The sequence below is a fragment of the Microvirga calopogonii genome (genome assembly GCF_003347665.1).
GTDB classification, from domain to species: domain Bacteria; phylum Pseudomonadota; class Alphaproteobacteria; order Rhizobiales; family Beijerinckiaceae; genus Microvirga; species Microvirga calopogonii.
In genome coordinates this window covers 1-14,489 of record NZ_QDGA01000036.1, presented here as the reverse complement: position 1 = coordinate 14,489, position 14,489 = coordinate 1, and the positions used below count along the sequence as shown (strand labels likewise).

Sequence of the window (14,489 nt, the reverse complement as noted above, 5' to 3'; positions counted from 1 at the left end):
CGCGATGGAGGGAGTTCCCTTTTGGCCCTTGCGGAGGGTAGAAGGGCGCAACCGTTTCAACCGGATGCTACCTTGTCTTCCTTGTCCAAGCCTGACGTCCAGGGCCGCAAGCTCGTCTTCGTGATCACCGAGGACTGGTTCTTCGCCTCCCATTTCCTGCCCATGGCCAGGGCCGCGCGCGAGCTCGGGCTCGACGTCACGGTCGTGGCCCGGGTGCGCTCGCATCGGGATGTGATCGAGGCCACGGGCGCCAAGGTGATCCCGCTCGAAGCCGAACGGCGCAGCCTCAACCCCATGGCGGCAGGCTATGCCGCCGGGCAGCTGGCAGCGATCCTCAAAAGCGAGAAGGCGGATCTCGTCCATTGCATCGCTCTCAAAGGCATCCTGGTCGGGGGCTTTGCCGCCGCCATGGCGGGCATCCCGCGCCGGGTCTATGCGCTGACCGGGTCAGGCTTCCTGGGCGCGCGAGCGGACATGGTCGCGCGCCTGTCGCAACGGGCCGTGCGCCTGCTCGTGCGCGGCCTGGAGACGGGCAAGACCCGCTACGTCTTCGAGAACACGGACGATCCCAAGCTCCTCGGCCTCGACCCGGCGAGCGACCGCATCACCATCCTCGGCGGTGCGGGCATCGATCCGGACCTTCTCAGGCCCAGTCCCCTCCCCCCGCAACCGCCGCTCAAGGTCGCGGTGGTGGCCCGCATGCTCTGGTCCAAGGGGATCGACGTGGCGGTGGAAGCGGTGCGAGCCGCAAGGGCACAGGGCGCGGCCGTCGAACTCTCCCTCTACGGCGCTCCCGACCCCTCGAACCCGAAGGCGATCCCGGAGGAGACCCTGAACAAGTGGAGTGCCGAACCCGGCATCTCCTGGCATGGGGCAACGCAGGACGTGGCCTCCGTCTGGCGCGAACACCACGTCGCCTGTCTGCCCTCGCGGGGCGGCGAGGGCCTGCCGAGGACTCTTCTGGAAGCGGCCGCCTGCGGCCGCGCCATCGTCACCACGGACGTCTCCGGATGCCGTACCCTGGTGCGGGATGGTGTCGAAGGACGCCTCGTCCCGCCCGGCAATGCCGGGAGCCTCGCCGAGGCGCTCGTCGCCCTGGCTCGGGAGCCTGACCGCGTTGCCCGCATGGGCGAAGCTGCCCGCGCCCGGGTTCTCGACGGCTTCACGGAACGGGACGTGATCGAAAGCGTCAAACGGCTTTACGTCTCCATGCTGGCCTCATGATTCCCGATCCCGTCGCCTTCATTCGGTCCGAGACCCGCCTCCGCCCCGTACCCCACGCGCCGGAAATCTCCCTGCATGTGGCCGACGAGGCGACGGAGCTTTGGCAGAAGACCGAAGAGGAGCTGGGGGAGATCGGCCTGCCGCCGCCCTTCTGGGCGTTCGCATGGGCGGGCGGACAGGCGCTCGCCCGCTACATCCTCGATCATCCGGAGATGGTGCGAGGGCGGCGCGTCCTGGATTTCGCCTCGGGTTCGGGCCTCGTCGCCATTGCGGCCATGAAGGCAGGCGCCGCGGAGGTGACCGCCTGCGACATCGATCCCTTCGCCGTCGCGGCCATGGGCATCAATGCCGCGGCCAATGCAGTTTCGATCACGCCGCTTCAGTCGGACATCGTCGGACAGGACGGAGGCTGGGATACGGTGCTGGCAGGCGACATCTGCTACGAGCGCGATCTTGCAGACCGGGTCATCCGTTGGTTGTCGGACCTGAGCGGGAGGGGCGCCACGGTCCTGATCGGCGATCCGGGACGCAGCTATCTTCCCAAGGGCCGGCTGGAGAGTCTCGCCGCCTATGAAGTTCCGGTGACCCGTACCCTCGAGGATGCTGATATCAAGAAATCCAACGTCTGGCGCTTCCGGCAGCCCTGATCGCGGGCCTGCGGGCCGATAGGTTCCTCGAGCGGATTGCCTCTTCAAACAAGTAGTGTTATAACCTATATGAATGAAGTGGATCCGCGTCCCGGATGCGGAGCCCGCGAGAAATACTTCAGCGATTTACCAAGGATCGACCCGATGGCTCATTCACCGTCTCTCCCGCAGGAACTCCCCTATGGTAGTGCACCGGTTCACGCTTCCGGAACTTCCGAGAAGACGAAACAGGCCTTGGCCCTGTCGGAGGATCTCTGCCGGGCCAAGGGAGCGCGCCTGACGCCGATCCGCCGCCGTGTCCTCGAAGTGCTCCATGGCGCCGACAAGCCCCTCGGCGCCTACGATCTGGTGGATCTCCTCGGATCGCATGGAAGGCGCATGGCTCCGATTACCGTCTATCGCGCCCTGGATTTCCTCATCGGGCAGGGTCTGGTCCATCGGCTGGCCAGCCTGAACGCCTACATCGCCAGCTCCGGAGTCTCCGCGAGTCGAGGCACCTCGGCCTTTCTGATCTGCGAAGGCTGCGGAGACGTCAACGAAATCACGGCTCCGGACGTGGCCGAGACCGTGCTCAAGGTCCTGCAGGAGCAGGGCTACCAGCCCCGCACGCGGATCCTGGAGATCACCGGGCGCTGCACCCAGTGCCAGGACGTTCATTGAGCGGCGCCTCCTCCGCTCCATTAAGCCGCGCTTGACGAAGAAGGCTTTTGGCATCAGCTAAACGGCGGCAGCCCGGAGCTGCCGTCGTGGATTGCAGCATGTCCTTCATCTCGTCTCCCGAGACCTCCTCGCCCCCTGAGAGCCTTGCCGGTCCCGCCCCGCGCCACCGCACGGTGGGCGTGCGCGTGGGCTCCGTCGTGGTCGGAGGCGGTGCGCCCATCGTCGTCCAGTCGATGACCAACACCGATACGGCGGATGTGGACGCGACCGTGAAGCAGGTCGCGGCGCTCGCCCGGGCCGGCTCGGAGATCGTGCGGATCACCGTGGACCGGGACGAGGCCGCGGCTGCCGTTCCCAAGATCCGCGAGAGGCTCGACCGACTGGGAATCGACGTGCCGCTCGTCGGCGACTTCCACTATATCGGCCATCAGCTCCTTGCCGATCACCCCGCCTGCGCCGAAGCGCTGGCCAAGTACCGGATCAACCCCGGCAATGTCGGCTTCAAGGAGAAGAAGGACCGGCAATTCGGGGCCATCGTCGAGCAGGCGATCCGGTACGGCAAGGCGGTGCGTATCGGGGCCAACTGGGGTTCGCTCGACCAGGAATTGCTGACCCATCTCATGAACGAGAACGCGGCCTCGGCGAACCCTCGCGACATGCGCTGGGTGACCCGCGAGGCCATGATCCAGTCCGCCCTGCTCTCCGCCGCCCGCGCGGAGGAGATCGGGTTGGGGAAGGATCGGATCATCCTCTCGGCAAAGGTCTCGGCCGTGCAGGACCTGATCGCCGTCTATCAGGATCTCGCCCGCCGGTCCGATTACGCCATCCACCTCGGCCTGACCGAGGCCGGCATGGGCACGAAGGGCATCGTGGCCTCGTCCGCCGCCATGGGCATCCTGCTCCAGCAGGGCATCGGCGACACGATCCGCTATTCCCTGACTCCGGAGCCCGGCGGTGACCGGACCCTGGAGGTCAAGACGGCCCAGGAACTGCTCCAGACCATGGGGTTCCGCACCTTCGTGCCGCTGGTCGCCGCCTGTCCTGGCTGTGGACGCACCACCTCTTCCGTGTTCCAGGAGCTGGCGCGGGACATCCAGAGCTGGATCTCGACCTCCATGCCCGAGTGGCGCCGGACCTATCCCGGTGTCGAGAACCTGAACGTGGCCGTGATGGGCTGCATCGTGAACGGGCCGGGCGAGTCGAAGCACGCCAATATCGGCATCTCGCTGCCCGGCACCGGCGAGCAGCCGGCCGCCCCGGTCTTCATCGACGGCCGCAAGGCCATGACCCTGCGCGGTCCGACGCTTGCTCAGGACTTCCAGAAGATCGTTCTCGACTATATCGAGAAGAACTACGGCCAGCCGGGACGCGATGCCGCCGAATGAGGTAGCAAGCGGGGCCATGGAACCTCAGGCGAAATTCCGTTTTTAAGCTAAAGCGCGATGTGCTAGAGAGCGCGCCGCGCCGGCAATGACGGCCGCTGCGCTCTTTGGAGAAATGGGCGGAGATCAAGCCGCCCTTCGTCGATTGCAGGGTGTTTCAACAAGGGCCGTCTGCGGGCACGTCCGCGAAGAAAAGCACACATGGCAGAACAGCACGCCGTTGCCGCGGGACATGCAGATTCCGCAGCCCCCGAGGCCACCTTACCGGACAGCCATTCCAAGGCGAGCTTCTGGACCCTGACCCTTGGCGCCATCGGCGTCGTGTACGGCGACATCGGCACGAGCCCGCTTTACGCCATGCGGGAGACGGTGATGGCCGCCACCGGCGGGCACCATGGAACGCCCGTTCCCCTGACCCGCGAACTGGTGATCAGCATCCTGTCACTCCTGCTGTGGGCATTGATCCTCACGGTTTCCGTCAAGTACGTGGGTCTGCTGCTGCGGGCCGACAACAAGGGTGAAGGCGGTTCGCTGACCCTTGTGGCCTTGGCGCAGCGCGCCCTCGGACGGCGAAGCCTGCCGGTGCTCATGATGGGTATGGCGGGAGCGGCCCTGTTCTATGGCGACGCCGCCATCACGCCGGCGATTTCGGTGCTGTCGGCCCTCGAAGGCCTGAAGCTCGTCACGCCCGCCTTCGACGCGTATGTCCTGCCCGGCGCCCTGGTGATCCTCATCGCCCTCTTTACCGTCCAGAGCCGCGGCACCGGCAAGGTGGCGGCTTTCTTCGGCCCGCTCACGCTCCTGTGGTTCATCTCCATGGCGGGCCTCGGCCTGATCCATATCGCCGATGATTGGGAAGTGTTACTGGCCTTCAACCCGTATTACGGCGTGTCGTTCCTCCTGACGCATCCGGGCACAGCCTTCGCCATCCTCGGCAGCGTCTGCCTTGCCGTGACCGGAGCCGAAGCGCTCTATGCGGATCTCGGCCATTTCGGCCGTAGTCCGATCCGGGTGGCCTGGGGCACCGTCGTCTTCCCCGCGCTGGCGCTGAACTACCTCGGCCAGGGCGCTCTGGTCCTGTCCAACCCGGAGGCCATCACCAACCCGTTCTTCCTGCTGGCTCCGCCCTGGCTGCTCCTGCCCCTCGTGATCCTCGCGACGCTCGCAACCATCGTGGCGAGCCAAGCCGTGATCACCGGCGCCTTTTCCTTGACCCGGCAGGCCGTGCAGCTCGGCCTGCTGCCGCGCCTGGAAGTCCGCTTCACCTCGGAGACGCACCAGGGGCAGATCTACCTGCCACGGGTGAACTGGCTTCTCCTGGCCGCCGTCGTCGGCCTCGTGATGCTCTTCGGCTCCTCCAGCAGCCTCGCCAGCGCCTACGGCATCGCGGTCTTCGGCACCATGGTCGTCACCACCCTGCTCGCTTGTTTGGTGATGAGCCGGAGCTGGGGCTGGGGTCCTGTGAAGACCGGTCTCGTCATGATTCCCCTGCTGCTGATCGACCTCACCTTCCTGTCGTCGAACCTGGTCAAGCTTCTCGACGGCGGCTATGTCCCCCTGATCATCGCGGGCATCTTCTTCGTGGTCATGTGGACCTGGGTGAAGGGAACCCGGATCCTGTTCGACAAGACCCGCAAGATCGACGTGCCGTTCCTCGAGCTGGTGCAGATGCTGGAGAAGAGCCCGCCGCACCGGGTGAAGGGCACGGCCGTGTTCCTGACCAGCGACCCGGACACGGCACCGGCCGCCCTCCTGCACAACCTCAAGCACAACAAGGTTCTGCACGAGAAGAACGTGATCCTCACCGTCAACAGCGCGGACGTTCCCCGTGTCGAGGACGAGGACCGCGTCACCCTCGAGCATGTGGGCGATTCGTTCTGGCGCATCCGCCTGAGCTACGGCTACATGGAAACGCCCAACATCCCGCGCGGCCTTGCGATCCTGCGCAAGCAGGGCTTCAAGTTCGACATCATGGCGACGTCGTTCTTCCTGTCGCGCCGCTCGATCCGCCCCGCCAGCCAGTCGGGCATGCCGCTCTGGCAGGACAAGCTCTTCATCAGCCTGGCGAAGTCGGCGAGCGACGCCACGGACTTCTTCCAGATCCCGACCGGACGCGTGGTGGAAGTCGGCACGCAGGTGACCGTGTAGGCCTGTTGCCCTTGCAATTGGGTGATGTCAGTCTGGTCGGTCCATGACCGACCTCACCCTCGTCCGCCCGAGCCTGAACTGGCTTCCATTCTACGCTGACGCCCTCGCGCGGGGCTGGTCGCCCAACACGGACCAGGATGTCAGCCGCGAGCAGCTTCTCCAGCTCCGGCGCAATCCCGAGCGCTTTCTCCGCGACCTTTACCACAGCCCCATGGTCCTGCTGCCGGACGGGCGCGAGGTGCCGCGTCTACCGGCCCATGATTTCTGGATCAGCGACGGGGAATTCTGCGGCAGGATCGGCTTTCGCTTCCAGCGTGGAACGGAAGATCTCCCCGTCGCGATCTACGGCCATATCGGCTACACAATCGTGCCCTGGAAACAGCGGCGCGGCTACGCCACACAGGCGCTTCGCATGATCCTGCCGGTCTGCCGCTCGGAGGGCTTCTCGCGGGTGCTGATCACCTGCGACGACGACAACGAGGCTTCGCGAAAGGTCATTCTCGTCAATGGCGGAGTGCCTGCAGGCTCCGTTGCGCACAACCGCCGCCCCGGTCACGTCAAGCTGAAGTTCTGGGTGCCGACGACCTGAGAATGGGCAGCGCTCGTCCTTGCGGAAAATCGGATCTGCACGATGCGATAAGCCGCGGGGTCGAGACAACCCCGCGGCAGGTTCTGCCTGATGTTTCAGACGATGAGAAAGTCGGAATGCGTCAGGGCCGGAGCCCCCTGGATCAACGCAAATTGTATCGGCGCCGAGGCCGTCCCGATGCCGTCGGCATCGAAATAAAGGGCTCCCGTCGCATTGTCGTAGATGATGCGGTCGGTGGCATCGGCGGCGGCCGTTCCGATATGGAACGCATCGGCCGATAGAACGCCTGTCGGCAACCCGGCGAAGATGGCATTGTCGAGCCGGATCGTGTCGGCAGCGCTGCTATAGCCCCGGATGGTATCGACGTTGGTGCTGCCCAGAGCGGTGTTGAAGACGAAAGCATCGGCTCCGCTGCCGCCGATCAGCACATCGTTGCCGAGGCCGCCGTTGAGGGTGTCGTTGCCGGGGCCACCGTTGAGCACGTCATCGCCGCTGCGACCCCTCAGGACATCGTTGCCGCTGCCTCCGGACAGGCGATCGTTGCCGATCCCTCCGTCGAGCCGATCATTTCCGGAACCACCGATCAGGGTATCGTTGCCGATCTCACCGAACAGCCGGTCGTTGCCTGATCCGCCGTCCAGGCGATCGTCGCCCTCCTGGCCGAAGATGCGATCATCGCCACCGAGCCCCGGCAGGAAATCGGCGCTGGCCGTGCCCCTGATCGTATTGCTGCTGTCGTTGGCGATCGTGACCCATTGCCCCCGGATCGCGCCATCCGGAAAGCCCGAGGTCGTGGCGTCCGTATAGAGGGGCGCTTCGGATCCAGGAGGGCTCAGGTTGAGGATGCTGCCGAGCCCGACGATCCAGAAGCTGGACTGATCGGTCGGGCTCCAAACGCCGCTCAAGGTCGTGGATCCGTCGCTGTTGGTGGTAATCTGCAGATCGGGATCCTGGTCGGGATTGATCTGACCGAAGACGAGATCCGCATTGAAGCCTGTCGGGCCGATGTGGAAGTGAAAGCCCGTGACGTCGTCATTCGGATCGTCCGTCTGAGGCGCGGTGCCCGTGACGGACCCGAAGTCGAGTCCCGTCACGGTGAACGTGTAGGCTGCCGTGACAGTAAGACTGTCATAGATCACCGTGCCGACAGCGGTCGCTGGTGAATCCGTCGGCAGCACGACTTGATCGCCGGTCATGTTTACGCGGAACGCTGTGGCCATCTATTCCTCCCGTTGATCCATACCCCCGGGTAAGAAGCCCCGCCCATTGTCTCCGATTGACGCGCTCCGTCGATGATCGGATGCACCTCGTGACTGCATCGTCTGGTGGTGCCGGGCTGAGAAGAGTGTGAAGCAACTCGCGCGATTTTCCCAGGAATAAAGGGCCCGGTAGCTTCCGGGTTACGCCTTCGTCGCAAGTAATCGAGTAGCGTGATCTTCGGGTGCGAAGCCGCAGGGTGCCGGTTGCGGCATTTTGCTGAGACCAAATTGTTTCGCATGCTCGATCGGCATGCCGGAAGAGCGGAAGTCGCTCATAGCACAAGCGATTTCTGTGGATCCGCCGCATTCATGAACGTGATCACACGCCAGGATTGATTCCTCGACAAACTGCAGAAACCGTCCGCCCGATCGCAGCTTGGACAATCCTCTCAACTGCAACGCTTTCAACGTGCGTTCGCGCGATTATCCATAATAGTTCAACGGCTTAGCTTCGATGGACGACGACGGCGTCTTTGCACACCGATAAGCTCGGGAGAGCGGTGGGCGAATCCTGTTCTGTTCGGATCCGCCGCCGCGTGTCCGTCTATCGAGGCATGCTGCTTAGACCTGCCGCTCGACGACGAAACGCACGGCTTCACGCAGGGTCTGAGCCTGTGGGCCGAACCCGTCGAGAGCGCTTTCAGCCTTCTCCACGAGCTGCCGGCACTCGCGATGCGCGCCTTCCATCCCCAGGAGGTCGACGAGGGTGGCCTTGCCCTTTTCGAGGTCCTTGCCGGTGCGTTTGCCGAGCGCTTCCGGGGTCGCTTCCCGGTCGAGGATGTCGTCCGCGACCTGGAAGGCCGCGCCGAGCGCCCGTCCGTATTCGACGAGGTTCCGGCGCGCCGCCGCATCGGCCCGGCCCAGGATAGCCCCCGCCTCGACCGAGAAGGTGAGGATGGCGCCGGTCTTCATCATCTGGAGCAGCCGCACATCGGCCTCGCCCATCGCGACGGACCCGTAACGCCCCTCCGCGGTCAAGTCGAGCAACTGTCCCCCGACCATGCCGCCGAGCCCCGAGGCGCGGGCGAGGCCGAGCACGAGATCGGAACGGACCGCCGCATCCCCGGCCGTCGCCGGATCGGCGAGAACCTCGAAGGCGAGGGTCTGCAAGGCATCGCCCACCAGGATGGCGGTGGCTTCGTCATAGGCCTTGTGCACGGTCGGACGCCCTCGGCGCAGGTCGTCGTCATCCATGGACGGCAGATCGTCATGAACCAGGGAATAGCAATGCAGGAGCTCGACCGCGCAGCCTGCCCTGAGCGGGCCCTGCCCTTCCACCCCGAAGAGGCGTGCCGCCTCGATGGTCAGGAACGGACGCAGGCGCTTGCCGCCTCCCAGGACCGCGTGACGCATGGCGGCCATGAGGCGGGGCGGACGGGCAAGCTCGCAGGGAGCGGCTTTGTCTGATAGCAAGGCTTCGAGACTTGCTTCGACAACCCTCGCGGCGTCGGAGAGCCGTGTGGTGAAAGTGCTGGTGGATGGCGTCATGATGAGCCTGAATTCGGATGGAGCCGCCGCTCCGCCCGAGGGGAGCGTTGATGAACGAGCGAGGCCGAAATGGACGCTGCGGTCGGGGCGGCTGCGGAAGCCGATGACGGTCGCCCGCTTTTTCCGCCGACTCGTTCAGATCGGCCTTGGTCTCATTCTCTTATGGGTCGGGGCGGTCTTTTGGCTAGGCCTTTTGTACTGGGCCGTGCCGCCGGTCTCGACCCTGATGCTCGGCCGCTGGCTCACCCTGCAGCCGGTCGAGAGGACCTTCGTGAACCTGAACGAAATCTCGCCGAACCTGCCGCTCGCCGTCATGACCTCCGAGGACAGCCGCTTCTGCGACCATGGCGGCGTGGATTGGGACGCACTCTGGGACGTGGTGGAGGCCGCCGATGAGGACGGACCGTCCCGTGGCGCCTCGACCATTCCCATGCAGGTGGCAAAGAACCTCTTCCTGTGGCCAAGTCGTTCGTATTTCCGCAAGGGGCTGGAGATCCCGGTCGCTCTCTACCTCGACCTGATCTGGTCGAAGCGGAAGATGATGGAGGTCTACCTCAACGTGGCCGAATGGGGCGACGGCGTCTTCGGTGCCGAGGCGGCCGCCCAAAAGTATTTCCGCAAGCCGGCCAAGAGCCTGACCCGTCAGGAGGCGGCGCTTCTGGCACGGGCCCTACCCAATCCCCTGGTGCGCAATCCGGCCCGCCCGCGGCCCGGTCATCGGGCCCTGGCGGGTCAGCTCCAGGCCCGTATGGAGCGAGCCGCGCCCTTCAGCGATTGTCTCAAGCCGTGAAGACATCCCTGCGGCAACGAAAACCCCTCCGATTGCGTCAAAGGGCTAGATATTTCCCCAAAGACCTTGTATGAGGCGCAACCTCATCAAGTTTGAGATGTGAGCGTTCCCCGGTTGAGCGGGCGCTCCGCTATTTTAACCGGAGACGAGAAATGGCCGTTCCAAAAAGAAAAACGTCGCCTTCGCGGCGCGGAATGCGTCGCTCCGCCGATGCCTTGCAGGCCCCGACCTACATCGAGGACAAGGATTCCGGCGAGCTGCGCCGCCCTCACCATGTTGACCTGAAGACCGGCATGTACCGTGGCCGTCAGGTCCTCAAGGTGAAGACCGACGCGTAATCGACGCGACATGCGACGATCCGAACCGGCGCCCCAAGCGCCGGTTTTTTTATGCCCGCAATCCCCAAGGGGACTGAATTTCCTGCGCTTTTTACCCTTCATTAAGCCTGAGGGCGGATCCTGTATCCCTTGATTTTCCGGGTGGTCGGGCGCGTGAAGGCGCTAAGGGCCATCCCCGGGTTGTGCGAATTCCGAGGGTGAGTGTGATGGCGACGAAGGGGCAGGGCCGGACCGGGCTTTTCAAGGGCGTTTCCCGGTCGCGACGCCGAGCCTCGCGGAGCCCTCTCGGCCCGACGGTCAGCGTCATCTATGCCTGGGACATGGTGTCCGATGCCCTGACCTGGGGCCCGGGCGCTGCCGAGACCCTTGGCCTGCCGGCGAGAGACCTGCCGAAGACCGGCCAGGCCTTGGCTCACCTGGTCGAACCCGGCTGCGGCCTATCCCCCCGTGATGCCATCGCGTCTGCGGAAGCTGCGAGCGGCCCCTACGAAACCCGGTACGCCCTGCGCTTCGAGCCCGACCGGGTGGTGATGGTCGAGGATGCGGGCCGCTGGCAGCCGGACATCCAGGGGCGCCCGGCCTTCGCCCGCGGCCAGCTGCGGCTCGATCCGGTTCCGGGAGCCCATGACCTGTTGCCCGCGATGCTGAAGCAGCGCTCGGAGCTTCTGTGCAGCATCCAGACCGGCATCAATGAAGCCCTGAGGGTGTCCCAGACCTGCACCCTGATCGTCGGCACCCTCGACGATGGGGAGGCGGATGTCACGGCGGAGATCGCCCGGAAGGTGCGCCCGATGATGCGTCGCCACGACCTTTTCACCGTTTTTGGGCCCCACCGCTTCGCCCTCACCCTGACATGCTGCCCAGCCGCCGATGCTCCGAGCGCCATGAGGCGTCTCGCCGGGCTGATCAAGGATCACCCGGCCGTCGCCGCGCTGAACCTGGGGGCGGCCTGCGCGCCGGACCATACCTTCAAGGCCACCAAGCTGCTGCGCTTCGCCGAGCATGCATTGGCCTCGGGTCTTGAGCACGGCGATGCCTGCAAGCTCTACGACCCGCGCCCGAAGCTCCCCTCCCCGGCCGCCGATCAGGCCCCGTTCGACTGGGTCGACGCCCTCAACAGCCGAAGCCTGATTCTCGCCTGCGAGCCGATGGTAGAGGCCCAAAGCCGTGCTCCGGCCCTGATGCAGGCCTGTGCCTCCCTGGCGGGTCCTGGAGGCCGCCCGCTCCTGCTCGGCCCGGTGCCGAGGCTCAAGGACACGAACCTCGCCCTCCTCGTCGACGGGCGCATGCTGGAGCTGGCGGCCGATCACCTGAAAGACCATCCCGGCCTGCGTCTGACGCTGCCGGTCTCGGCCAGGACCCTGCAGGATGTCGAATGGCTGCCCATGCTGGCGGCCCATCTCGGTGCCCGGCCCGGCATCGAGTCGCGGCTCATCCTCGAGGTTCCCGAGGCGGCCCTGGCCGAGTGCCGGACGATTCTGGGCCGTCTCCATGCCATGAAGGCATTAGGCGTCGGGCTCGCGCTCACCGGGTTCGGGGCAGGCTATGTGACGCCGGGCCAATTGCGGATGCTGCCCGTCGATCTTCTCAAGATCGACGGCGTCTTCATCCAGCCGCTCAAGCGCTCGACCGACGACCGTCTCATCGTCAGGACCCTGATCGACCGGGCCCAGTATCTCGGCATTGCCACGGCGGCGGAATGGGTCGAGGACGAGGTTACCGCACGCCTTCTGACGTCGTGGGGCGTGGATTATCTGCAGGGCGGATTGTTCGGGAAGCCTGAGGCCGTGCTGCAGGCTTCGAATCTGCAGCGGATGCTGAAGAAAGTCAGGGCCTGAGTTCTTACTAGCTTCACCACCACGTCATCGCCGGCTTTGTGCCGGAGATCCCGATGGAATGAGATACGGCGCTCTTCCGAAGCGCGATGGCCGGGACAAGCCCGGCCATGACATCGAAATAATTGCCTACTTGCTCGCCAGCTTGTCGAGTTTGGCCTGCATGTCGGCCATCTGCTGCTTCAGGCTGTCGAGATCGTTCGCCTCCCCGCCCTTAGCATCATTCTTGGCAGCCGGTTTCGTCTCGGGCGTTCCCGAGGAGGGTTGAGGGAAAGGCGAGAACATGCGCATCGCTTCGGTGAAGAAGCCCATGTTCTTGCGCACCTGCTCTTCCATGGCCTGGAAGGCTCCCGGACCGAAGGCCTGAGCCATCTGCTCCCTGAGCTTCTGCTGCTCCTGGGACAGGTTGTTCATGGAAAATTCGAGGTAGCTCGGCACCAGGGCCTGCATGCTGTCGCCGTAGAAGCGGATCAGCTGGCGGAGGACCGTGACCGGCAGGAGGTTCGGCCCCTCCTTGTTTTCCTGCTCGAAGATGATCTGCGCCAGGACCGAGCGGGTGATCTCCTCGCCGGATTTCGCGTCATAGACCACGAAGTCCTCGCCCTTGCGCACCATGCCGGCCAGATCTTCCAGCGTCACGTAGGTGGAGGTGCCTGTGTGGTAGAGGCGGCGGTTGGCATATTTCTTGATGACCGTCGGTTGTTTGTCCGTCGCCATTTCGCCCGATACGCTCCCGGGAAAACCACCATGGCCGACATCCCCGATCCCGATCCGCGGGCTGCCAGCCATTCATGATTATAAGTCTTATGCCGGACGATCAAAGCGCCAAAAGTCTAAGGCACGTCGGAGCAGGGTTGCGCGATCCGGTCCTTGACATCCCACCCCCTGGGGATTTGATCGAGCCGGCACTACATTCATTCTGCGATCAGATAATCAGCATGAGGAGAGAGGAATGGCCCGAGACAGCATCGTCATTGTCGGCGCGGCGCGCACCCCCGTCGGCTCGTTCAACGGCGCCTTCGCCAATACCCCGGCTCATGAGCTCGGCGCCATCGCCATCAAGGCGGCCCTCGAGCGCGCCAAGGTGGAAGGCGGAGAGGTGGACGAGGTGATCCTCGGCCAGATCCTCACCGCGGCCCAGGGCCAGAACCCGGCCCGCCAGGCCGCCATGGCGGCGGGCGTGCCGCAGGAAAAGACCGCCTGGGGCCTCAACCAGCTCTGCGGCTCCGGCCTGCGCACGGTCGCCATCGGCATGCAGCAGATCGCCAACGGCGATGCCGCCATCATCGTGGCGGGCGGCCAGGAATCCATGTCGCTCGCACCCCACGCGGCCCATATGAGGTCCGGCACCAAGATGGGCGACTTCAAGCTCACGGACACCATGCTCAAGGACGGCCTGATGGACGCGTTCCACGGCTACCACATGGGCACCACCGCCGAGAACGTGGCCCAGCGCTGGCAGCTCACCCGCGAGGAGCAGGACCAGTTCGCCACGAGCTCCCAGAACAAGGCCGAGGCCGCTCAGAAGGAAGGCCGGTTCAAGGACGAGATCACGCCCGTGACGATTGCCTCCCGCAAGGGCGACATCATCGTGGACCAGGACGAGTACATCCGCGCCGGCACCACGCTCGAAGCGCTCGCCAAGCTGCGCCCCGCCTTTTCGAAGGAGGGCACGGTCACGGCCGGCAATGCCTCGGGCATCAATGACGGCGCCGCCGCCGTCGTGCTGATGACGGAAGCCGAAGCCGAGAAACGCGGCCTGACCCCGCTCGCCCGCATCGCCTCCTGGGCGACCGCCGGCGTCGATCCGGCCATCATGGGCACGGGTCCGATCCCGTCCTCGCGCAAGGCGCTGGAAAAGGCCGGCTGGAAGGTGTCCGACCTCGAACTCGTCGAGGCCAACGAGGCCTTCGCCGCCCAGGCGCTCGCGGTCAACAAGGACATGGGCTGGGATCCGTCCATCGTGAACGTGAACGGCGGCGCCATCGCCATCGGCCACCCGATCGGAGCATCGGGCGCCCGCGTGCTCGTGACCCTGCTGCACGAGATGGGCCGGCGCAACGCCAAGAAGGGGCTCGCGACCCTCTGCATCGGCGGCGGCATGGGCGTGGCCATGTGCCTGGAGCGCT

The 14,489-nt window shown here is 65.2% G+C and carries 13 protein-coding genes; 10 read left to right on the top strand and 3 right to left on the bottom strand.

Going from position 1 to position 14,489, the window contains the following annotated elements; all coding sequences use genetic code 11:
* Positions 1-72: 72 nt before the first annotated feature.
* From DDF70_RS21545 to DDF70_RS21520, 6 genes are all read left to right on the top strand, one after another.
* Entirely contained in the window at positions 73-1,224 is a 1,152-nt protein-coding gene (locus DDF70_RS21545; protein ID WP_114946876.1) for a glycosyltransferase family 4 protein, read from the top strand.
* Positions 1,221-1,871 (top strand): class I SAM-dependent methyltransferase, encoded by a 651-nt coding sequence (locus DDF70_RS21540; RefSeq protein WP_114946875.1) that lies wholly within the window; start codon positions 1,221-1,223, stop codon positions 1,869-1,871. The genes DDF70_RS21545 and DDF70_RS21540 overlap by 4 nt, the downstream gene beginning before the upstream one ends.
* Positions 1,872-2,015: 144 nt before the next feature.
* Positions 2,016-2,531, top strand: a complete 516-nt coding sequence (locus DDF70_RS21535) for a Fur family transcriptional regulator (protein ID WP_114946874.1) — start codon at positions 2,016-2,018, stop codon at positions 2,529-2,531.
* 98 nt (positions 2,532-2,629) lie between these two features.
* Complete coding sequence (gene ispG, locus DDF70_RS21530; RefSeq protein ID WP_114946873.1) at positions 2,630-3,916, top strand: flavodoxin-dependent (E)-4-hydroxy-3-methylbut-2-enyl-diphosphate synthase; 1,287 nt, start codon at positions 2,630-2,632, stop codon at positions 3,914-3,916.
* Positions 3,917-4,114: 198 nt separating this feature from the next.
* Positions 4,115-6,061: a potassium transporter Kup gene (locus DDF70_RS21525; RefSeq protein ID WP_114946872.1), complete on the top strand. Its 1,947-nt coding sequence runs from the start codon at positions 4,115-4,117 to the stop codon at positions 6,059-6,061.
* 43 nt (positions 6,062-6,104) lie between these two features.
* Positions 6,105-6,650, top strand: a complete 546-nt coding sequence (locus DDF70_RS21520; protein ID WP_114946871.1) for a GNAT family N-acetyltransferase — start codon at positions 6,105-6,107, stop codon at positions 6,648-6,650.
* Positions 6,651-6,745: 95 nt separating this feature from the next.
* Here DDF70_RS21520 and DDF70_RS38790 read toward each other — a convergent pair whose 3' ends face one another.
* Both DDF70_RS38790 and DDF70_RS21510 read right to left on the bottom strand, forming a co-directional pair.
* Complete coding sequence (locus DDF70_RS38790) at positions 6,746-7,870, bottom strand: CHRD domain-containing protein (protein ID WP_114946870.1); 1,125 nt, start codon at positions 7,868-7,870, stop codon at positions 6,746-6,748.
* 600 nt (positions 7,871-8,470) lie between these two features.
* Positions 8,471-9,397, bottom strand: a complete 927-nt coding sequence (locus DDF70_RS21510) for a polyprenyl synthetase family protein (protein WP_170316104.1) — start codon at positions 9,395-9,397, stop codon at positions 8,471-8,473.
* A 103-nt stretch (positions 9,398-9,500) separates the two neighbouring features.
* Between DDF70_RS21510 and mtgA the strand changes: the two genes are divergently transcribed.
* From mtgA to DDF70_RS21495, 3 genes are all read left to right on the top strand, one after another.
* On the top strand, positions 9,501-10,187 hold the full coding sequence (gene mtgA, locus DDF70_RS21505) for a monofunctional biosynthetic peptidoglycan transglycosylase (RefSeq protein WP_114946904.1): 687 nt from the start codon (positions 9,501-9,503) through the stop codon (positions 10,185-10,187).
* A gap of 152 nt (positions 10,188-10,339) precedes the next feature.
* Positions 10,340-10,525 (top strand): 50S ribosomal protein L32, encoded by a 186-nt coding sequence (gene rpmF / locus DDF70_RS21500; RefSeq protein ID WP_009493255.1) that lies wholly within the window; start codon positions 10,340-10,342, stop codon positions 10,523-10,525.
* A gap of 206 nt (positions 10,526-10,731) precedes the next feature.
* The gene (locus DDF70_RS21495) at positions 10,732-12,363 is read left to right on the top strand and encodes an EAL domain-containing protein (protein WP_114946869.1); all 1,632 of its coding nucleotides are present in this window, start codon (positions 10,732-10,734) and stop codon (positions 12,361-12,363) included.
* A gap of 126 nt (positions 12,364-12,489) precedes the next feature.
* Here the strand turns inward: DDF70_RS21495 and phaR are convergent, their stop codons facing one another.
* Positions 12,490-13,077 carry a polyhydroxyalkanoate synthesis repressor PhaR gene (gene phaR, locus DDF70_RS21490; RefSeq protein WP_114946868.1) on the bottom strand — a complete coding sequence of 196 codons (588 nt, stop codon included), beginning with the start codon at positions 13,075-13,077 and terminating at the stop codon, positions 12,490-12,492.
* Positions 13,078-13,312: 235 nt separating this feature from the next.
* Between phaR and DDF70_RS21485 the strand changes: the two genes are divergently transcribed.
* On the top strand, positions 13,313-14,489 hold a 1,177-nt coding region (locus tag DDF70_RS21485), incomplete at its 3' end, for an acetyl-CoA C-acetyltransferase (RefSeq protein WP_162820562.1).